Source organism: Streptomyces sp. NPDC046939, assembly GCF_040644575.1.
GTDB lineage: Bacteria > Actinomycetota > Actinomycetes > Streptomycetales > Streptomycetaceae > Streptomyces.
The window spans coordinates 140776-161069 of sequence record NZ_JBEYWV010000014.1; the positions used below are offsets into that span (position 1 = coordinate 140776).

Consider the following 20294-nt stretch of genomic DNA (forward strand, 5'->3'; position numbering starts at 1 on the left):
CGTACGGTCACACGGGACGCAACCGCAGCGTCAGGATCTGGAACGGGCGCAAGGACAGCGCGAGCCCCGTCGCCGACGTGTCCGCCGGCCTCAGCGCCCGTTCGAGCAGGTCCGTCTCGTCGGCGCCCGCCACCGGGAACGACGCCGTGAGCGTGGCGCTCGCCCGCCCGCCCCGCGACTCGTACAGGCGCACGACCACATCCCCGCTGCGGTCCTCGGCGAGCTTCACCGACTCGATCGTCACCGCCGGATCGTCGACGGCGACCAGCGGCGCCACCGCCCCCGCCGCCGCGACCCGCAGCGGCAGGTTCAGCGCGAGCCCTTCGGCCACCGCGTCGCCCGTCGTCGCGCCCGGCAGCAGCGCGTACGTGAACCGGTGCGTGCCGAGGTCGGTCTCCGGGTCGGGGGAGTGCGGCGCGCGCAGCAGCGTCAGCCGGACGGTCGTGCCGAGCCCCCGCGCGTGCGGGGCGCGCGTCACGTCGTGGCCGTACGTCGAGTCGTTGAGCAGCGCGACCCCGTATCCCTCCTCGGCCACCCGCAGCCAGCGGTGCGCGCAGATCTCGTACCGGGCCGCGTCCCACCCGGTGTTGGCGTGCGTCGGCCGGTGCACGTGGCCGAACTGGATCTCCGCCGCCGACCGCTCCGCGTGCACGTCGAGCGGGAACGCCGCCTTCAGCACCTTCTCCGACTCCTGCCAGTCGATGTCGGTGACGACCTCCAGACGGCGGCTGCCCGCCGCGAGCCGGTACTCCTGCGTCACCCGCGACTTCCCGAAGGTACGGGTGACGCGGACGGAGACCCGCAGCGGCCCGTCCTCGACCAGCTCCACCGACTCGGCGTCGGTGAGGTCGGTGCGGGTGTGCCGGTAGTGCGCGTCGAGGTCCCAGGCGTCGTACTGGGTGGGGTGGTCGGGGTGGAGCTGGAGCAGATTGCCGCGCGACCCCGGTGCCAATACCTCGCGCCCACCGTGCGTCAAGTCCCGTACGGAGGACAGGAGTCCGTCGCTGTCGACGGTGACGGCCAGATGCTCGTTGGCCAGGACGATGGCGTCGGACTCGCGGGTCGCGGCGGCGTGCGCGCCAGGCCCGTGCGCGCGCCCCGCGGCCTCGTCGAGGCTCCGGGCGCCGAGCCCGTCGACCTCCACCCGCACCAGATCGTCGCCGTGGGCCACCACCTCACGGCGCGCGTACGGTGACGCGTTGAGCACCGCGGGCGCCCCGTCGCCCACGTGGCGCACCGCCTCCGCCGTGATCTCGTCCAGCTCCGCGAGCACCCGCGCGTACGTGTCGCGCGCCTCCCGGTGCACCCACGCGATCGACGAACCCGGCAGGATGTCGTGGAACTGGTGGAGCAGCACCGTCTTCCACAGCCGGTCGAGCGCGTCGTACGGGTACGCGTACGACGGGTCGCGCAGCGCGGCGGCCGTGCACCACAACTCGGCCTCGCGCAAGGCGTGTTCGGAGCGGCGGTTGCCCTGCTTCGTCTTCGCCTGCGTCGTGTACGTCGCCCGGTGCATCTCCAGGTACAGCTCACCGGACCAGACCGGCGCCTTCGCCCCGTACTCCGCGTACGCCGCCTCGAAGAACGCCGACGGCTTCTCGATCTCCACGCGCGGGGAGCCCTCCAGGGAGCGCAGCCGCCGCGCCTTCTCCAGCATCTCGCGGGTCGGGCCGCCACCGCCGTCGCCCCAGCCGAACGGGACGAGGGAGCGCGTCGCGCCGCCCTTCTCCGCGAAGTTCCGCTCGGCGTGCGCGAGTTCGCGCGCGTGGAACTGCGCGTTGTAGGTGTCCACGGGCGGGAAGTGCGTGAACACGCGCGTGCCGTCGATGCCCTCCCACCAGAAGGTGTGGTGCGGCATCTTGTTCGTCTGGTTCCAGCTCAGCTTCTGCGTGAGGAACCAGCGGGCGCCCGCCAGCTTCGCGAGCTGCGGGAAGGCGGCGGTGTAGCCGAAGGAGTCCGGCAGCCAGATCTCCTCCGTCTCCACGCCCAGCTCGTCCCGGAAGAACCGCTTGCCGTGCACGAGCTGCCGGGCGAGGGCCTCGCCGCCCGGCATGTTCGCGTCCGACTCCACCCACATGGAGCCGACGGGCGCCCAGTTGCCGTCCGCGACCGCCTTCTTGATGCGCTCCCAGATGTGCGGCTGGTGCTCCTTCACCCACGCGTACTGCTGCGCCTGTGAGCAGGCGAAGACCAGCTCGGGGTAGTCACGGGCGAGCGCCGTGACGTTCGCGAACGTGCGGGACGCCTTGCGGACCGTCTCGCGCAGCGGCCACAGCCACGCCGAGTCGATGTGCGCGTGCCCGGCCGCCGAGATGCGGTGCGCGCTGGCGTGCGCGGGGCGGGAGAGGACGTCGGCGAGTTCGGCGCGGGCCGTCGCCGCCGTCCCGGACACGTCGTGCAGGTCGAGTACGTCCAGCATCCGTTCCAGGGCCCGCAGGATGTCGTGGCGCGCGGCCCGCCCGGCGTCCAGTTCGTGCATCAGCTCCGACAACACCTCGACGTCGAGCACGAGGTGCCACACGTCCTCGTCGAGTACGGCCAGGTCGGCAGAGCGGAATCGGTAGATGGGGCGATCCCCCGCGGTCAGTACGTCACCGAGGCGCGTCGGCTCGAAGTCGCGCAGGACCGCCGGGTTGGCCGCCGCCTCCAGGAGCAGGTGCACCGGTTCGCCCCCGGCGGCGGGCGCCGCGACCGTGAGGTGGCGGTTGCGCGGGTGGATGCCTTTGAGGGGGACGCCCTCGGCGTCGTACAGGAGCCCCTCCGCCTGGAATCCGGGACCGTCCCCGCTGAAGCCGGGGTCCACCACCACCTCCACGCGCCGGCCCGCCCACTCCTCGGGCACCCGCCCCTCCATGCGGAACCAGCTGGTCGACCAGGGCGCGCCCCAGGCGGTGCCGCACACGAAGCTCTCGTACGTCCCCGCCAGCGCCTCGGTGACGGGGACGGGTTCGCCCGGCGCGTGCCAGACGCTCAGGGTCAGCGGTGTCCGCTCGGCGTACTGCGCGGGGCGTACGAACTGGCGCATGGCCCGTTCGAGACGGCCCTCCACGAGGTGTCGGTCGTCGTGCACAGCGGCTCCTTGTCCCTACTCGTCCTGCGGGAGTCCCGTGCTTCCTTCCCCGCCCGGCCGGTGGACACCCGTGGGCCGTGGACGAATCAACATGAGTGCCGACATGCCCAATGGGCATGCATCCCCGTGTACGCGTTCGAGAGACAGGCCGAGCGACAACGAGTCCGGAGCGAGGAAGGCATCGGGATCGGCGTGTGGGCGGGGGTCATGAGACGGCAGGCATCAGGGGTGGGTCCGGTGGGAGCCGGGGTTTCCAGGACACGCATGAAGAAACGAGACAGCGAAGACACCGCCGGCGCCGCACAAGGGGACGGACCGACGAAACAGCTCAAGCGCATCCTCGGCAAGACGGACCTGCGGGCGGTGCCGGAGACCCGGCGCGCGTTGCGCGAACTACTGAGGCAATGGGGCATCCCGGGCAGGTCGGAAATTGCCGAACTGCTCACGAGCGAGCTGGTCACCAACGCGCTCGTGCACACCGACCGCGACGCGGAGCTGACGGCGACGGTGGGCCCCCGGGGCCTGCGCGTCGAGGTCCGCGACGACACCTCGCGCACACCGCGGCTGCGCGTACCGATCGCCGACGACGGTACGAACGGCCGGGGCCTGCTCCTGGTGCAGTCCCTCGCGGACGCCTGGGGCGTGATGAAGCTCGGCGCGGGCGCGACGGGGAAGGTGGTGTGGTTCGAGCTGGACGGCGGCACCGCGTGACAGCACGGCGCCACCGTCCGGGACGGGACCGCAGGCTCAGCCGTACTGCTGCTCCAGGTCCCTGAGCTTGCGCTCCAGGGTGTCGAGCCGGGGCAGCGCCTGCGTGTCGTCCTCCGCCGTCAGATCCACGGTGGCGGGGGCCGGTGACTCAGCGCTGTTCCGTACGGGTTGCAGCGAGGGCCGGCGGCGCAGGGGCAGTTGCTCCTGCGACGCTTCCGAGGACGCGGCGGGCGTCGTACCGGGCGATGTCGTACCGGGCGATATGGCAGGGTCCGCGCCGCCCGGCCCGGCACCCGCCGAGGCCGTCACCGCGGGCACCTCCACCTGGCGTCCGGAGCGTCCGGCGAAGGAGCGGTGGCCCCGGCTGAGCGCCCGCAACTGCGCGCGCTCCAGCTTGCCGTGCTCGCGCCGCCGCATCCGGTCCTGCGCCTTCATGCGCTTGTCCTCGCGCACCTCGTCGACCGCCTCGTCCAGGGTCCGTACGCCCTCCAGGAGCATCAGCGACCAGGCGCAGTACGTCTCCCGGGGCGCGCGCAGCCACCGCACCATGCGGATCTGCGGCAACGGGCGCGGCACCAGGCCCTGTTCGCGCAGCGCCGCGCGGCGCGTCTGCTTCAGGGCGCGGTCGAACAGCACCGCCGCCGACAGCGACATGCCCGCGAAGAAGTGCGGGGCGCCCGCGTGGTCCAGGCCCCGGGGCGCGTGCACCCAGTTGAACCAGGCGGCGGCGCCCGCGAACGTCCACACCAGTATCCGCGAGCCGAGCGCGGCGTCGCCGTGGCTGGCCTCGCGCACGGCGAGCACCGAGCAGAACATCGCGGCGCCGTCGAGCCCGAACGGGACCAGGTACTCCCAGCCGCCGGTCAGGCTGAGGTTCTGGCGGCCGAAGCCGACGAGTCCGTGGAAGGAGAGCGCGGCGGCCACCGCCGCGCAGCAGAAGAGGAGCACGTACGAGGCGGAGCCGTAGACGGCCTCCTTGCGCCTGCGCCGCTCCTCGCTGCGCTCCCACGACTCGTCGCTGGACAGGGCGCCCTTCTTCGCGTGCTCCCCGGAGCGCTTGCCGCGCGCGAGCACCGCAACCGCCGCCAGCAGGCCCAGGAGCAGCACGGCGCCCGGAAGCAGCCAGTCGAGCGATATGTCGGTCAGTCTCATCTGGGTCCCTTGCAGAGCGGTAGGGCGTTTTCGGGCGCCATATTGGCCCAGCCGCCCGGCCCCGCAGGGGGTTTCGGGACAAGAGAACGCCATTGGAGTGCAAGGGGGCGCGGAAAACAGCCGTACGCTCGAACTGCCGCCGCAGGAACGGGAATTGCGTTCGATTTACGCCACTCGTAAGGGTGGTTCAGTTCGCGCTGGAGGCCGTGAGGCGGGCGACGCGGTCCGCGTCGCAGGTGCGCGGGCACGTCACGCAGGTGTCCTCGGGGCGCAGCGTGTAGAACAGGCAGCAGCTCGCCCGGTCCCGGGTCGGCAGCGCCTGGCCGTCGGGCCCCGTCAGCTCACGGAAGCCGGGCCTGCCGACGTACGGCTTCTCCGTGCCCGGCAGCAGCTCCTCCAGCTCGGCCATCGCGCGGTGCTCCTCGCCGAGGAGGTGGCCGACGTACCAGAGGCCCTCGACGATCTCGTCCGTGACCATGCCCCACAGGGCGCGCGGCCCGCGCCGCATCCGCGGCCCGAACCCGGTGAGCACGGGCTGGAGGTGCTCGGCGACGGCCGCCCGCACCTCGGCGCGCAGGGCCTCCTCGTCGGGGACGACGTGCGCGCCGGGCAGCTCCGCCGCCGGGTCGCCGGGAAGGCACGCGAAATCGGTGACCCGTACGGCCATCCGGCCCAACGCCCGCTGCAACGCGACGTTGGCGGCGGGGAAGCGCGGGACGCGGCGGTGCAGGAACCAGGGGACGGTGATGAGGAGGCAGGCGGGCCAGGCGTAGCGGTGCAGGCCGAAGCTGGCGACCACGTCGGGGCGGGCCTTCTGCCCGTAGTCCTTGAGCACCTGCTCGTCGTCCCACGCGAGGAACGCGTCGAGCGCCGCGCCGTCCTGCGCCAACTGCTCCGCGCCGACCCAGCCGGTCTCGCCGGGCAGCGCCCGGCCCTGCCCGAACTCGTCGATGCGCAGGCTGGGGAACACCTCGGTGAGGCGGTCGTACGCGGCCGAGACCGCACTCTGAGTCGCGGCAGGCGCCGGGGTGACGAGGGGCATGCAGGACCACCGAATCACGAGCGTTTGCAGGTAAGCCTTACCTTACCCGACGATCACGGGGTTTGACGTGTCGGCCCGGCCGCCTATCGTTCTTGGTTGAGTGGGGTACAAACGGCCGAATACGGCCAGGAACGGCGGCGAAGGGGATGACCGGGTGAACCAGCGCGGAGAGCGGGCCGGACCGGTCCCCGCGGTCCCCGGGCAGCGCTCGACCCCGCCGTCGGCCGCCGTGCGCGGCACGGTCGAGCGGACCTCGGTGCGCCGGCAGGTCCTCGACGCGTTGCGCGCCGCGCTCGTCTCCGGCGACCTCGTGCCCGGGGCCGTCTACTCGGCGCCCGCGCTCGGCGAGCGGTTCGGGGTGTCGGCGACGCCCGTGCGCGAGGCGATGCAGCAGCTCGCCCAGGAGGGCGCCGTCGAGGTCGTCCCCAACCGCGGGTTCCGGGTCGCCGAGCGCACCGCCCGCGAGCGGGCCGAGCTGAGCGAGGTGCGCGGGCTCATCGAGGCCCCCGTCGTCCTGCGCCTGGCCCGCACGTTGCCCGCCGACCGCTGGACGGCGCTGCGGCCCGCCGCGGACGCCACGGTCGCGGCTGCCGCCCGCGGAGACCTGGCGGCCTACGCGGACGCCGACCGGGCCTTCCACCGGGCGCTGCTCGCCCTCGCCGGGAACGAGCAGTTGGTGCGGATCGCTGATGATCTGCGGCGGCGGATGGTGTGGACGGGGTGCGATTTGCGGGCCGACGCGGCTCAGCATGTGGCTCTGCTGGACGCGTTGGAGGGGCAGGACTTGGCGGGTGCGGAACACGTGGTGCGGCGGCACCTCGGCTGACGCCACGGGGCCCTGCCCCGGACCCCGCTCCTCAATCGCCGGAGGGGCTTGATGTGCGGCGCGCCGCTCAAGCGGCCGCAGGCAACGCCCCGGCCAGCCATGTGGGCACACCCCCGAGCAACCGGAACAACCGCCCCGCCTCCGCACGGAGCCGCGCCGAGACCTCCGGTTCGGGTTCCGCCTCCGCCAGGGAGACCAGCGCCGGGGCCGTTCCCACCAGGTAGCCCAGTTCCTCCCGCAGCCGGAGCGACTCGGCGAACCCGTGCCGCGCCTCCGCCAGCTCCCCCTCGCGCAGCGAGAGCCCGGCGAGCTGGCGCCACGTGAAGGAGACGAGGAGGGTGTCCCCGTGGGCGGTGGCCCCCGCGTGGGCCCGGCGGTAGGCCGCCCGCGCCGCCTGGGGCGAATCCGCGAGGTTCTCCGCCATCAGCCCGCGCCGGAAGTCGAGCAGCGCCCGCGCCGCCGCCCCGGGCGCGATGAGCGCGGCGGCGCGGCCGAACGCCGAGCGGGCCTCGTCGACCCGGTCCCGTACCTTCAACAACGTGGAGGCGTAAGCGAGTTGGCCGCGCTCGCAGGCAGCCGCGCCGCGCTCCTCGTCCGTGTGGGCGACGGCCTCGGCGGCGCGCAGCGCGTCCTCCGCCTCGGCCCAGCCCTGCTCCGTGTAGAGGCACCGCTCGCCGAGGAGCGCCGCGCGCTGGAGCGCGGCGGCGGGGTCGTCCGCGTGCGCGTCGAGCAGCGCGGCCGCGTCGGCCCAGCAGCCGCGTGAGCGCAGCCGCCATACCGCGGTCTGGAGTGGATCGTCCCCTGCGTTCGTTCCCTGACCAGACATGGCGGTATGCGCCACGTTGCCCTCCCCGAGCACGCCATCGAGCCGAGTTGTCGTGGGGCATCTCAGCACGGATCACGGCACCCGGCCAAGAGGGTGGGTGAAAGATTTCACAAAGGGAGGGGGTTCCGGATCCGACGGCGAACCGTTACTGCGGGGTGACGGCGCGTCGCCCGCGTCAGCTCATGCGCAGGGCCAGGAAGAAGTCCAACTTGTCCTCCAGACGCGAGAGATCACGGTTCGTCAACTGCTCGATGCGCCCGACGCGGTAACGCAACGTGTTGACGTGCAGGTGGAGCCGGGCCGCGCACCGCGTCCAGGAACCGTCGCAGTCGAGGAACGCCTCCAGCGTCGGGATCAGCTCCGCGCGGTGCTTGCGGTCGTACTCGCGCAGCGGGTCGAGGAGGCGTGCGGTGAAGGCGCGGCGCACGTCGTCCGGGACGAAGGGGAGCAGCAGGACGTGCGAGGCCAGCTCCTGGTGGCCGGCCGCGCAGACCCGGCCCGTACGGGCGGCGGCGACCCGGCGGGCGTGCCGGGCCTCCTCCAGGGCGCCGCGCAGCCCCTCCGCCGAGTGCACGGCCGCGCTGACGCCGATGGTGAGGCGCCCGTCGTCGGCGAGCCCCGCCGCGAGCGGGTCCCGTACGGCCGCGAGGAGCGAGTCCGCGACGAGGCCCTGCTCGGAGCCGTCGTGCTCGGCGGAGACCGCGGGGAGCGGGACGAGCGCCACGGCCTCGTCGCCGGTGTGCGCCACCGCGATCCGGTCGGAGGGCTCGGAACCGGCCGCCAGCGGGTCGACCAGGATCTCCTCCAGGAGCGACTGGGCGACCGGGCCGCCCTCGATCTCCCCGCCCTCCCACTCGACGCGGGCCACGACGACCTGCCAGTGCGGGGCCGCGCCCAGGCCGGGAAGGAGCACCGGGGCCGTCACGCGCAGGCGCGCGGCGATCTCGGCCGGGGCCGCGCCCGTCTGGACCAGTTCGAGGACCTCCTGGGCGAGCCGGCGCCGTACCGTACGGGCCGCGTCGCGGCGGTCGCGCTCCACGGAGATGAGCTGGGTGACGCCCTGGAGCAGGTCGAGCCGCTCCTCGGGCCAGTCGCCCGCGTCGGCCTCGACGGCGAGCAGCCAGTCGGACAGGACCGTCTCGCGCACGTCCCGGGAGGCCATCACGGCGTTTCGGCCACCCGAGCGAATTCCGAAGACCGAGTAGGTCGTGTTGTCGATGGTGATCCGGTGCGGGGCTCGGCGCCCGGAGCGGACGGCGGCGAGGTGCTCGGCGGCGAGGCGGGCGCAGACGTCGGCGGGCAGCTCGGGCCCCGACGCGTTCGACCCGGCGATGGCGCGGCCCGCGGGGGAGAGGACCCAGGCGCGCAGGTCCAGGTCGCTGCCGAGCAGGTCCAGGACCACGTCCGGGCCGCCGCCCGCCGGGCCGGAGGTCATGAGGCGCCGGTGCCGGTCGACCACGGCCGCCAGGTCACCGGCGCGCTCGCCGGAGACCTGACGCACGACGTGCTCGGTGATGGTCGCGAACGCCACCGACTCGTTCACCGCGAACAGCGGCAGCCGGTGCCGCACACACGCCTCCACCAGGTCCTCGGGGATCGCGCCCAGCTCGGCCTCACCGGCCGCGAGCGCCGCGACGCCCGCCGTCGACAGGATCCGTACGAAGGGTTCGGAGTCGGCCGCGTCCCGGCGCCAGGCCAGGCCCGTCAGGACCAGCTCACCCCCGGACAGATAGCGGCTGGGGTCCCGCAGATCCGTGGTCATCACGCCACGGACCGTGCGGTCCAGCTCGTCCTCGCCGCCGAGGAGCCTGAGGCCCAGCGCGTCCGTGTCCAGCAATGCGCGCAGCCGCATGTCTTCGTCGCCGCCGATCTGTCTCGAACTGTTTCTTGGGTTTCTGCAGGAAAACGAAGAGGTTACTGATGTCTTCCGTTCATACGAATCTACAAGACACCCGCATTGGTCAGCCAACTCCTTCATGGTTTCCGTGACTGACCCTGGCCGAGCACAGGGCGGTGTACTGGGCCCACTCCACGTGAACAGCACATGAACGAGCCCCCGTGATCCGCACATCCGTGGCTCGAAGTGATCGAACGAACCACGAACGACGAAGAAGAGAGCCGCTCATGGACTTCCTTCGCCCCGCCAGTTGGGAGGAGGCGCTCGCCGCGAAGGCCGAGCACCCCACCGCTGTGCCGATTGCGGGTGGCACCGATGTGATGGTCGAGATCAACTTCGACCACCGGCGGCCCGAGTACCTCCTGGACCTCAATCGCATCGGCGAGCTGAGCGAGTGGGAGGTGGGCGCGGGGGACACCGTCCGGCTCGGCGCCTCCGTCCCCTACACCGCGATCATGGAGAACCTGCGCACCGAGCTGCCCGGCCTGGCGCTCGCCTCCCACACCGTCGCCTCGCCGCAGATCCGCAACCGCGGCGGCGTCGGCGGCAACCTCGGCACCGCCTCACCGGCCGGTGACGCTCACCCGGCGCTGCTCGCCGCCGACTGCGAGGTCGAGGTCGAGTCCGTACGCGGGTCACGGCGCATCCCGATCGACGCGTTCTACACGGGCGTGAAGCGCAACGCGCTCGCCCCGGACGAGCTGATCCGCGCCGTCCACATCAAGAAGGCCGACGGACCGCAGCAGTACTCGAAGGTCGGCACCCGCAACGCCATGGTGATCGCCGTGTGCGCCTTCGGCCTCGCCGTCCACCCCGAGTCGCGGACCGTGCGCACCGGCATCGGCTCGGCCGCGCCGACCCCGGTCCGCGCCAAGGAGGCCGAGCAGTTCCTGAACGCCGCGCTCGAAGAGGGCGGCTTCTGGGACAACGGCAAGATCATCACCCCGTCGGTCGCCAAGCGGTTCGCGGACCTGTGCGCCGCCGCCTGCAACCCGATCGACGACGTGCGCGGCACCGCCTCGTACCGCCGCCACGCGGTGGGCGTCATGGCCCGTCGCACGCTGACCTGGGCCTGGGAGTCGTACCGCGGCACCGCCCGTACGACGGAGGGAGTCGCGTAATGCGCGTCAATTTCACGGTCAACGGCCGCAAGCAGGAAGCCGACGACGTGTGGGAGGGCGAGTCCCTGCTGTACGTCCTGCGCGAGCGCATGGGCCTGCCGGGTTCAAAGAATGCCTGTGAGCAGGGCGAGTGCGGTTCCTGCACCGTCCGGCTCGACGGCGTACCGGTGTGTGCGTGCCTGGTCGCGGCCGGACAGGTGGAGGGCCGCGAGGTCGTCACCGTCGAGGGCCTGGCCGACTTCGCGAAGAACCGCGCCTGCGGGGGCGGTCACGAGCACGGCACGACCCTTCAGGACGCCCAGGGCTGGCAGGCCGGTGAAGGCACCGACTCGCAGACCGGCGAGGGCACCGAACTCGCCCCGATCCAGCAGGCGTTCATCGACGCGGGCGCCGTCCAGTGCGGCTTCTGCACCCCGGGTCTGCTCGTCGCCGCCGACGAGATGCTGGAGCGCACCCCGAACCCGTCCGACGCGGACATCCGGGAGGCACTCTCCGGCAACCTGTGCCGCTGCACGGGCTACGAGAAGATCATGGACGCGGTACGGCTCGCCGCCGCGCGCCAGTCCGCACCTGTTTCCGGTCAGGGGGTCTGACGACGATGGCCGACACCCGTACCACCGGCATCCCGTTCAACGTCACGCAGCGGTCCCAGACCAAGGGCGGCATCGGCGAGTCCACGCTCCGCCCGGACGGCACGCTCAAGGTCACCGGCGAGTTCGCGTACTCGTCCGACATGTGGCACGAGGACATGCTGTGGGGCCAGATCCTGCGCTCCCCGGTCGCCCACGCGGAGATCGTCTCCATCGACACCGGCGAGGCGCTCGCGACGCCCGGCGTCTACGCGGTCCTCACCTACGACGACCTGCCCACCGAGGTCAAGAACTACGGCCTGGAGATCAAGGACACCCCGGTCCTCGCGCACGGCAAGGTCCGCCACCACGGTGAGCCGGTCGCGCTCGTCGCCGCCGACCACCCGGAGACCGCGCGCCGCGCCGCCGCCAAGATCAAGGTCGACTACCGCGAGCTGCCCGTCATCACCGACGAGGCGTCCGCGACGGCGCCCGACGCGATCCTCGTCCACGAGAACCGCACCGACCACCACATCGGCCACGTCCCGCACCCCAACATCGTGCACCGCCAGCCGATCGTGCGCGGCAATGTCGAGGAGGCGCGCAAGCGGGCCGACGTCATCGTCGAGGGCGACTACTTCTTCGGCATGCAGGACCAGGCGTTCCTCGGCCCCGAGTCGGGCCTCGCGGTCCCGGCCGAGGACGGCGGCGTCGACCTGTACGTGGCCACCCAGTGGCTGCACTCGGACCTCAAGCAGATCGCCCCGGTCCTGGGCCTGCCCGAGGACAAGGTGCGGATGACGCTTGCCGGTGTGGGCGGCGCGTTCGGCGGCCGCGAGGACCTGTCGATGCAGATCCACGCCTGCCTGCTCGCGCTCCGCACGGGCAAGCCCGTCAAGATCGTCTACAACCGGTTCGAGTCGTTCTTCGGCCACGTCCACCGCCACCCCGCGAGGCTCCACTACGAGCACGGGGCGACCAAGGACGGCAAGATCACGCACATGAAGTGCCGGATCGTGCTCGACGGCGGCGCCTACGCCTCCGCCTCCCCGGCCGTCGTCGGCAACGCCTCGTCCCTCTCCGTCGGCCCGTACGTCATCGACGACGTCGACATCGAGGCCATCGCGCTCTACTCGAACAACCCGCCCTGCGGCGCCATGCGCGGCTTCGGCGCGGTCCAGGCGTGCTTCGCCTACGAGGCCCAGATGGACAAGCTCGCCGACAAGCTGGGCATGGACCGGGTCGAGTTCCGGCAGCTCAACGCCATGGAGCAGGGCACGATCATGCCCACGGGCCAGCCCGTCGACTCGCCGGCACCGGTCGCCGAACTCCTGCGCCGCGTCAAGGCGATGCCGATGCCGCCCGAGCGCCAGTGGGAGTCCAGCGAGGGCGCCGACGTGCGCCAGCTCCCCGGCGGCCTGTCCAACACCACGCACGGCGAAGGCGTCGTCCGCGGCGTCGGCTACGCGGTCGGCATCAAGAACGTCGGCTTCTCCGAGGGCTTCGACGACTACTCCACCGCCAGGGTCCGCATGGAGGTCGTGGGCGGCGAGCCCGTCGTCACCGTGCACACCGCCATGGCGGAGGTCGGCCAGGGCGGCATCACCGTCCACGCGCAGATCGCCCGCACCGAGCTGGGTGTCACCCAGGTGACGATCCAGCCCGCCGACACGCAGGTCGGCTCGGCCGGATCGACCTCCGCCTCCCGCCAGACCTACGTCACCGGTGGCGCCGTCAAGAACGCCTGCGAGCTGGTCCGCGAAAAGGTCCTGGAGATCGGCCGCCGCAAGATGGGCAGCTACCACCCGGCGTGGGCGACGGCCGAGCTGCTGCTCGAAGGTGGCAAGGTCGTCACCGACGGCGGCGAGGTCCTCGCCGACCTCGTCGACGTCCTGGAGGGCGAGGCCGTCGAGGTCGAGGAGGAGTGGCGCCACCGGCCCACCGAACCCTTCGACCTCCGCACCGGCCAGGGCAACGGGCACGTGCAGTACTCCTTCGCCGCGCACCGCGCCGTCGTCGAGGTCGACACCGAGCTCGGCCTGGTCAAGGTCATCGAACTGGCCTGCGCCCAGGACGTCGGCAAGGCGCTCAACCCGCTCTCCGTGATCGGCCAGATCCAGGGCGGCACCATCCAGGGCATGGGCATCGCCGTGATGGAGGAGATCGTCGTCGACCCGAAGACGGCGAAGGTCAGGAACCCCTCCTTCACCGACTACCTGCTCCCCACCATCCTCGACACGCCGACCATCCCGGTCGACGTGCTCGAACTCGCCGACGAGCACGCCCCGTACGGGCTGCGCGGCATAGGCGAGGCCCCGACCCTGTCGTCCACCCCGGCCGTCCTCGCGGCGATCCGGAACGCGACGGGTCTCGCGCTCGACCGGACACCGGTCCGGCCCGAGCACCTGACGGGCACGGCCGCGTCCGCGTAGCCGTCGCTCCGGCAGTACCCGGGGGGACGCCGTTCCGACGCCGTCCCCCCGTCCTTCACGTTGCGTCCGTCTCGGGCCGTCCCCCGGGTCGTGCAGCCATCCCAAATCCCGCACGCGCACATGCAGTTCGCGGGTGCCCCTTTGAACCTTGGGAAACGAGGCACCATGACCCAGCAGTCCGTGGAGCCCAGGACCACCGCCGACGACGCGGGCGCGGGCTCGCGCCAGCCGGCCGGCCGGTCCTGGCTCGACCGCTACTTCCACATCTCCGACCGGGGATCCACCGTCGCGCGCGAAGTGCGCGGCGGCGTCACGACCTTCATGGCCATGGCGTACATCCTCCTGCTCAACCCCCTGATCCTGTCCGGCAAGGACGCCGCCGGTGACACCCTCGGCCAGAAGGCCCTGATCACCGCGACCGCCTTCGCCGCCGCCCTCACCACGCTCCTGATGGGCTTCGTCGGCAAGGTCCCGCTCGCCCTCGCCGCCGGTCTGTCCGTCTCCGGCGTCATCTCCTCGCAGGTCGCACCGGCCATGACCTGGCCGCAGGCCATGGGCATGTGCGTGATGTACGGCGTCGTGATCATGCTGCTCGTCGTCACCGGGCTCCGCGAGATGATCATGAACGCGATACCGCTCGCGCTCAAGCACGGCATCACCATGGGCATCGGCCTGTTCATCGCGCTCATCGGCCTCTACAAGTCCGGCTTCGTGCACATGGGCAAGGCGACGCCGCTGACGCTCGGCCCGGCGGGCGAACTCGCCGGCTGGCCCGTCCTGCTCTTCGCGGGCACGCTCCTCCTGATCTTCATGCTCCAGGCGCGCAACACCCCCGGCGCGATCCTGATCGGCATCATCACCGGCACGGTCGTCGCGATGATCCTGAACGCGCTCGACGTCATCGACCCCAAGCAGTGGGCCAACGGCGCCCCCGAACTCCACGGCAGCGCGGTCTCCACCCCCGACTTCTCGCTCTTCGGGCACGTCGAGTTCGGCGGCTGGGGCGAGGTCGGCGCGATGACCGTCGGCATGATCGTCTTCACGCTCGTGCTCGCCGGGTTCTTCGACGCGATGGCCACCATCATCGGCGTCGGCACGGAAGCCAAGCTGGCCGACGACAAGGGCCGGATGCCCGGACTGTCCAAGGCGCTGTTCATCGACGGCGCGGGCGGTGCGATCGGCGGCGTGGCGGGCGGCTCGGGCCAGACCGTCTTCGTCGAATCGGCGACCGGCGTGGGCGAGGGCGCCCGCACGGGCCTCGCCTCCGCCGTGACGGGCCTCTTCTTCGCCGCCTGCCTGTTCTTCACCCCCGTCACCGCGATCGTGCCGCAGGAGGTCGCGTCCGCCGCGCTCGTCGTCATCGGCGCCATGATGATGATGAACGCCCGGCACGTCGACTGGGCCGACCGCGCCACCGCGATCCCGGTCTTCCTGACCGTGGTCCTCATGCCCTTCACGTACACCATCACCACCGGCGTCGCCGCGGGAGTCATCTCCTGGGTCGCCATCAAGATCGCGCAGGGCAGGGCGCGGGAGATCGGGGCCTTCATGTGGGGCCTGACGGTGATCTTCCTCGTGTACTTCGCGCTGAACCCCATCGAGAGCTGGATGGGCGTCCACTGAGGGCTCCCTCGTCTCTCGTCCCCCGTGACCATGTGACTGTGCAACCGCACAACCGCTAAGGAGACCGATCCATGCTGGACATCGCCGAAGAGCTCAACCGGTGGGTCGAGCAGGGGCGCGACTTCGCCGTCGCCACCGTGGTGGCCGTCGGCGGCAGCGCGCCCCGGCAGCCCGGCGCCGCGCTCGCCGTCGACAGCGAGGGTGCCGTGATCGGATCGGTCTCCGGCGGATGCGTGGAAGGAGCGGTGTACGAACTGTGCCGCGAGGCGCTTCAGGACGGCACCTCTATCTTGGAGCGCTTCGGATACAGCGACGACGACGCCTTCGCCGTGGGCCTGACCTGCGGCGGCGTGATCGACATCCTGATCACGCCGGTACGGGCGTCGGACACGGCCGTACGGGATGTGGTGGCGGCCGCGCTGGCCGCCGCCGCGGCGGGGGAGGCGGCGGCGGTCGCCCGGGTCGTGTCGGGGCCCGCGGAGCTGATGGGCCGGGCGCTGCTGGTCCGGGCGGACGGCTCGACGCGGGGCGGCTTCGGCGCCCACCCTGAGCTGGACCGCACGGTGGCGGACGAGGCGCGGGCGTACCTCGACGCGGGCCGCACCGCGACGCTGGAGATCGGCGAGCGGGGCTCCCGTTGCGGAGCGCCGCTCACCCTCCTGGTCGAATCCTCGGTGCCGGCCCCCCGGATGATCGTGTTCGGGGCGATCGACTTCGCGTCGGCGCTGGTCCGGATGGGGAAGTTCCTCGGCTACCGGGTGACGGTGTGCGACGCGCGGCCGGTCTTCGCGACGGCGGCGCGCTTCCCCGACGCGGACGAGATCGTGGTCCAGTGGCCGCACGAGTACCTGGCCGGTACGGAGGTGGACGCGCGCACCGTGCTCTGCGTCCTCACCCACGACGCCAAGTTCGACGTGCCGCTGCTGCGACTGGCCCTGCGCCTCCCCGTCGCGTACATCGGCGCGATGGGCTCCCGCCGCACCCACCTGGACCGCGAGGCCCGCCTCCGGGAGGTGGGGGTGACGGAGCTGGAACTGACCCGTCTGCGCTCACCGATCGGCCTCGACCTCGGGGCGCGGACGCCGGAGGAGGTGGCGGTGTCCATCGCGTCGGAGATCGTGGCGCACCGGAGGGGCGGAAGCGGGGTGTCTCTGACGGGGGCGCATACACCGATCCACCATGAGACGGCCCCGTTGGGAACGGGGCCGGGCTCGGGCTCGGCCCGAAGGATCGACTCGGTGGCGTGACCCATCCGTGCGCGCCGCTGTACTGGCCGGCGTGTGGCGGTCTGCGCCGTCCGTCGTGGCTGATCGCGCAGTTCCCCGCGCCCCTGAAGGCACGCGGCTCCGCCGCGCCTTCCCCGTCTGGCGCGCGGGTTGACCCGCGCCCCTTGAAGAGAGGCCGCACGAAGTGCGCCTCTCGGGGGCGCGGGGAACGGCGCGAGCACCCACGACGAACCGGTGACATGACCACACACCGTGATGGCGCACGGAGTGCGCCTTCCGGGGGCGCGGGGAACTGCGCGAGCAACCACGACGAGCCCGCGCGCGGCCACAATCGCCACCTCTACGGCGCTCGGCCGTAGTTCCAAGCGGCGCACGGCGTGTAATTCCCTCGGGCACGAGGACCGGCGCGACCGACCACGACGACCCCGGCGCGTGGCCACGACCCGTGATGGCGCACGCAGTGCGCCTTCCAGGGGCGCGGGGAACTGCGCGACCAGCCACGACGGGTCCCGCACTCGGCCATGACGGTCGCTTCTATGGCGCTCGGCCGTAGCCCCCTAACCGGCGCACGCAATGGGCCGCTCAGGGGCGCGGGGAACTGCGTGGGCACCCACGATGAGTCCGCACGTGCCCACGACGGAGACCTGCACGGCGCTCGGCTGTAGCCCCTTAGCCGGCGCACGCAATGTGCCGCTCAGGGGCGCGGGGAACTGCGCGAGCAACCACGACGAGCCCGCACTCGGCCACGATCGCCACCTCCACGGCGCTCGCCCGTAGCCCGAAACCGGCCCGCGCAACACGCCCCCCAGAGCCACGAGTAACCCCGCGACCAGTCACAACCCGCCCCGCACCCCCAAGCACCGCCCAACCCGCAACTGCCACCCCTCGCACCCCTCTTGACGCCCCCCTCCCCATCCCCCACCCTCCTTTGGGAGCGCTCCCAAGCAAGGAACAGGCCCCGTCCCCGACCCAGGAGTGAACCCGTGCGAGGTCACCTCAGACGTGCCGCCACCGCCATCGCGGCAACAGCACTCACCCTCTCCACGATGGCCCTGGCCAACCCCGCCACCGCCGCAGTCGAACAACCCGGCACACCCCCAACCACCCGCCTCCTCTACACCCCACCCCCGAACCCCGCCGCCCTCGACCAGATCCGCGACCTCGTCGGCGCACGCCAGTACAAGGACGCCGCCCGTCTCACCGCCCTGGTGGCGACCCCGCAGGCCGTCTGGTTCGACAGCCAGACCCCGGAAGAGGCCGAGACGCAGGTCCGGGACGTCGTCAAGAAAGCCGCCCGGGCCCACGCCCTCCCCGTACTCGCCCTCTACAACATCCCCGGCCGCGACTGCTCCAACTACTCCGCGGGCGGCGCCGCGAACACCGCCGAGTACAAGGCGTGGATCGACGCCGTGGCCCGCGGCATCGGCGCGCGCGACGCCCTCGTCGTCCTGGAGCCCGACGCCCTCGCCCTGCTCCCCTCGGACTGCGGCCAGGACGACGCCGAGGGGACGAAGACCGCCGCCCGGTACACGGAGGTGAACTACGCCGTCGACACCCTCGAACCGCTCCGCGGCACTCGCGTCTACCTCGACACCGGCCACCCGAACTGGCACGCCGTCAGCTCCATCGTCCCCCGTCTCCTCAAGGGCGGCGTCCACCACGCCTCGGGGTTCTACACGAACGCCTCCAACTATCAGACGGACGACGCCAATTCCTGGTACGGCAAGCTGATCTCCTCCTGCATCGCCTACGTCGACGGGGGCGGGGACGCCGCCGACTGCCCGCACCAGTCCGCGCCCCGCGCCGAGACCCAGTCCTGGCTCGACGCCCACGTCCAGGTCCCCGCGGAGCGGATGACGCACTTCGTGACCGACTCCTCCCGCAACGGGCGGGGCCCCTGGACCCCGCCCGCCGGCAAGTACACCGACGCCCAGGACTGGTGCAACCCGCCGGACCGCGGCGCGGGCGCCAGGCCGACGCTGCGGACCGGCGACCCGTTGCAGGACGCCCGCCTGTGGATCAAGACGCCGGGCGAGTCGGACGGCCTGTGCCTGCGCGGGACCGAGGGCCCGCAGGACCCGGAGCGCGGGACGGTCGACCCGGCGGCGGGGCAGTGGTTCCCGCAGCAGGCCCTCGAACTGGCCCGGTACGCCAACCCGCCGCTTCTGTAACCCCGGTCAGTCCGCGGACGGGGACGGCAGCTTCAGCGTCTCGAACGCCTCCTGCTCCGCGAGCGACCGCAGGAACGGACCCGCCTCGAACGCCTCGGCCGGGCTGTACACCCCGGCCTTGCGCGGCCCCTCGCCACCGGTGAGCCGGAGCACCGCCTCCACGGAGACGAGCGCTCCGGCCCGCCAGATGTCCCGGCCGCGGACGTGCGCGTTGTGCCCGCCGCCACCGGCCCGCACCACCTGCACGGCGACCGTGAACTCGGTGCGGGCCCGCTCCTCGGGGCTCGCGTCGACGCTGGTGAAGATCTGCTCCTCCTCGAACGTCGACGCGGTGAGCTGCACCTCGACCGCCCGCGCCGGCACGTGCCGGGGCACGGTCACGACCTCCCCGGACGGGAACGGCACGATCGTCGTGCGCGGCCCGACCGGCGGCGGGAACGGGTAGACGGAGTTGCGGATCTCCACCGGTCCGACGCGCTGCGCCCCGTCCACGTACGAGATGCGGTCGATCTCCCCGATGAGGAGGTTCGCCGTGTTCACCGCGCCCTGCGTCATCCGCCACCCGGAGACGGCGTAGCCGACGGTGACCTTCTCGATGCCCTCCCCGGCGGGAAGGCCCGCCGCGGCGGCCGAGGCGAGCAGGTCGCCGAGCCCGCCGTAGAAGCTCATCTGGGGGATCAGCACGGCGCCGGTGCGCTCGGCGGTGGACTGGTAGGCGTCGAAGAGGTGCTTGACGGGGTGCGGCTCGATGGCGTGGTCGACGTACGGGATCCCGGCCTCGGCCGCGGCGGCGGCGACGGGCGCGCCCGTCGTGGTGAAGGGGCCCGCGCAGTGGTTGACGGCGTCGGAGCGTTCGGCGAGGCGGCGCAGGGCGGTGGTGTCGTCGAGGGGCGCCACGTGGACGGTGACGCGGTCGGGGGTGGCGAGCTCGGCGGCGAGGGCCCGCAGGCCCGGCTCGCCGCGCCCGGCGAGGATCACGTCCTGGCCGCGGGCGAGGAGTTCGGCGGTGACGAGGCGTCCGGTGTGTCCCGTGGCGCCGTAGACGGCAATGGCCATGAGGTGCTCACTTCCGTACGGAGGAGTGCGACGACCAAGTGGGACAAGATACAACTCATCCGGCGCGCCGACGAGCTGTCCGGCCGGGTCAACTCCCCGCGCGCAGCAGCCCGTTGACCGTGCGGCCGAACATCAGGCGGCCCGCCGCCGCGAGCAGCGGGTCGGCGAGCGCGGGCACCCCGCGCACATGCAGCTCCTCGCGCCATTCCACGACCGAGGCGTCGGCGCCGAGCGCCCGTACCTCGATCTCCGCCCACCCCGTGACGACCCGGCCGCGCTTGACGAGGCGGCAGCGGCGCGGCGGCTGCCAGGCGACGACCTCCATCGGGTCGTCGAAGCCGATCCGCCGGGTTCCGGTGCGCGCCACGAACAGGGTGCCCGCGGCGTTCGGCGGGGGAGTGGTCACGGTGACGCGGGTGAGCGGTACGACGTCGCCGTGCCGTTCCCAGTCGGTCAGGCGCCGCCAGGCCTCGGCGGCGGGCAGCGGGGTCTCTCGGACGATGCGGACGTGTGCCATGCCGCGACCGTAGGCCCCGCCGCGCCCGGCCGGGGGGTGCCACGCGGCCCGGCGG

The 20294-nt window shown here is 72.5% G+C and carries 15 protein-coding genes; 8 read left to right on the top strand and 7 right to left on the bottom strand.

Features of this window, described 5'->3' with window-relative positions; genetic code table 11:
• Positions 1-7: 7 nt before the first annotated feature.
• Positions 8-3070 (bottom strand): glycoside hydrolase family 38 C-terminal domain-containing protein, encoded by a 3063-nt coding sequence (locus tag ABZ877_RS17660; protein WP_361071431.1) that lies wholly within the window; start codon positions 3068-3070, stop codon positions 8-10.
• Positions 3071-3334: 264 nt separating this feature from the next.
• Here ABZ877_RS17660 and ABZ877_RS17665 point away from each other — a divergent pair, with 264 nt between their 5' ends.
• Positions 3335-3781, top strand: coding sequence for an ATP-binding protein (locus ABZ877_RS17665; protein WP_361071434.1), 447 nt, complete (start codon positions 3335-3337; stop codon positions 3779-3781).
• A 36-nt stretch (positions 3782-3817) separates the two neighbouring features.
• Here the strand turns inward: ABZ877_RS17665 and ABZ877_RS17670 are convergent, their stop codons facing one another.
• Together ABZ877_RS17670 and ABZ877_RS17675 are read right to left on the bottom strand one after the other, a co-directional pair.
• Positions 3818-4933 carry a DUF2637 domain-containing protein gene (locus tag ABZ877_RS17670; RefSeq protein ID WP_361071437.1) on the bottom strand — a complete coding sequence of 372 codons (1116 nt, stop codon included), beginning with the start codon at positions 4931-4933 and terminating at the stop codon, positions 3818-3820.
• Positions 4934-5120: 187 nt separating this feature from the next.
• Positions 5121-5975 carry a (2Fe-2S)-binding protein gene (locus ABZ877_RS17675; RefSeq protein WP_361071440.1) on the bottom strand — a complete coding sequence of 285 codons (855 nt, stop codon included), beginning with the start codon at positions 5973-5975 and terminating at the stop codon, positions 5121-5123.
• Between the two features lie 154 nt (positions 5976-6129).
• Between ABZ877_RS17675 and ABZ877_RS17680 the strand changes: the two genes are divergently transcribed.
• Positions 6130-6801, top strand: a complete 672-nt coding sequence (locus tag ABZ877_RS17680) for a GntR family transcriptional regulator (protein WP_361071443.1) — start codon at positions 6130-6132, stop codon at positions 6799-6801.
• Positions 6802-6868: 67 nt separating this feature from the next.
• Here the strand turns inward: ABZ877_RS17680 and ABZ877_RS17685 are convergent, their stop codons facing one another.
• Both ABZ877_RS17685 and ABZ877_RS17690 read right to left on the bottom strand, forming a co-directional pair.
• Positions 6869-7642, bottom strand: a complete 774-nt coding sequence (locus tag ABZ877_RS17685; protein ID WP_361071446.1) for a hypothetical protein — start codon at positions 7640-7642, stop codon at positions 6869-6871.
• A 160-nt stretch (positions 7643-7802) separates the two neighbouring features.
• Complete coding sequence (locus ABZ877_RS17690) at positions 7803-9479, bottom strand: PucR family transcriptional regulator ligand-binding domain-containing protein (RefSeq protein WP_361071449.1); 1677 nt, start codon at positions 9477-9479, stop codon at positions 7803-7805.
• A 272-nt stretch (positions 9480-9751) separates the two neighbouring features.
• On the opposite strand from ABZ877_RS17690, the gene ABZ877_RS17695 reads away from it, so the two are divergent.
• From ABZ877_RS17695 to ABZ877_RS17720, 6 genes are all read left to right on the top strand, one after another.
• Entirely contained in the window at positions 9752-10645 is an 894-nt protein-coding gene (locus tag ABZ877_RS17695; RefSeq protein ID WP_361071452.1) for a xanthine dehydrogenase family protein subunit M, read from the top strand.
• Positions 10645-11238 (top strand): (2Fe-2S)-binding protein, encoded by a 594-nt coding sequence (locus ABZ877_RS17700; RefSeq protein WP_361071455.1) that lies wholly within the window; start codon positions 10645-10647, stop codon positions 11236-11238. The genes ABZ877_RS17695 and ABZ877_RS17700 overlap by 1 nt, the downstream gene beginning before the upstream one ends.
• 5 nt (positions 11239-11243) lie before the next feature.
• Positions 11244-13646, top strand: coding sequence for a molybdopterin cofactor-binding domain-containing protein (locus tag ABZ877_RS17705; RefSeq protein ID WP_361071458.1), 2403 nt, complete (start codon positions 11244-11246; stop codon positions 13644-13646).
• A gap of 165 nt (positions 13647-13811) precedes the next feature.
• On the top strand, positions 13812-15269 hold the full coding sequence (locus ABZ877_RS17710; RefSeq protein WP_361071461.1) for an NCS2 family permease: 1458 nt from the start codon (positions 13812-13814) through the stop codon (positions 15267-15269).
• A gap of 71 nt (positions 15270-15340) precedes the next feature.
• The gene (locus ABZ877_RS17715; protein ID WP_361071464.1) at positions 15341-16516 is read left to right on the top strand and encodes an XdhC/CoxI family protein; all 1176 of its coding nucleotides are present in this window, start codon (positions 15341-15343) and stop codon (positions 16514-16516) included.
• A 962-nt stretch (positions 16517-17478) separates the two neighbouring features.
• Positions 17479-18666 (top strand): glycoside hydrolase family 6 protein, encoded by a 1188-nt coding sequence (locus ABZ877_RS17720; protein ID WP_361071466.1) that lies wholly within the window; start codon positions 17479-17481, stop codon positions 18664-18666.
• A 6-nt stretch (positions 18667-18672) separates the two neighbouring features.
• Here the strand turns inward: ABZ877_RS17720 and ABZ877_RS17725 are convergent, their stop codons facing one another.
• Positions 18673-19722 (bottom strand): saccharopine dehydrogenase NADP-binding domain-containing protein, encoded by a 1050-nt coding sequence (locus ABZ877_RS17725; RefSeq protein WP_361071469.1) that lies wholly within the window; start codon positions 19720-19722, stop codon positions 18673-18675.
• An 88-nt stretch (positions 19723-19810) separates the two neighbouring features.
• Entirely contained in the window at positions 19811-20239 is a 429-nt protein-coding gene (locus ABZ877_RS17730) for an SRPBCC family protein (protein ID WP_361071472.1), read from the bottom strand.
• Between the last annotated feature and the right edge of the window lie 55 nt (positions 20240-20294).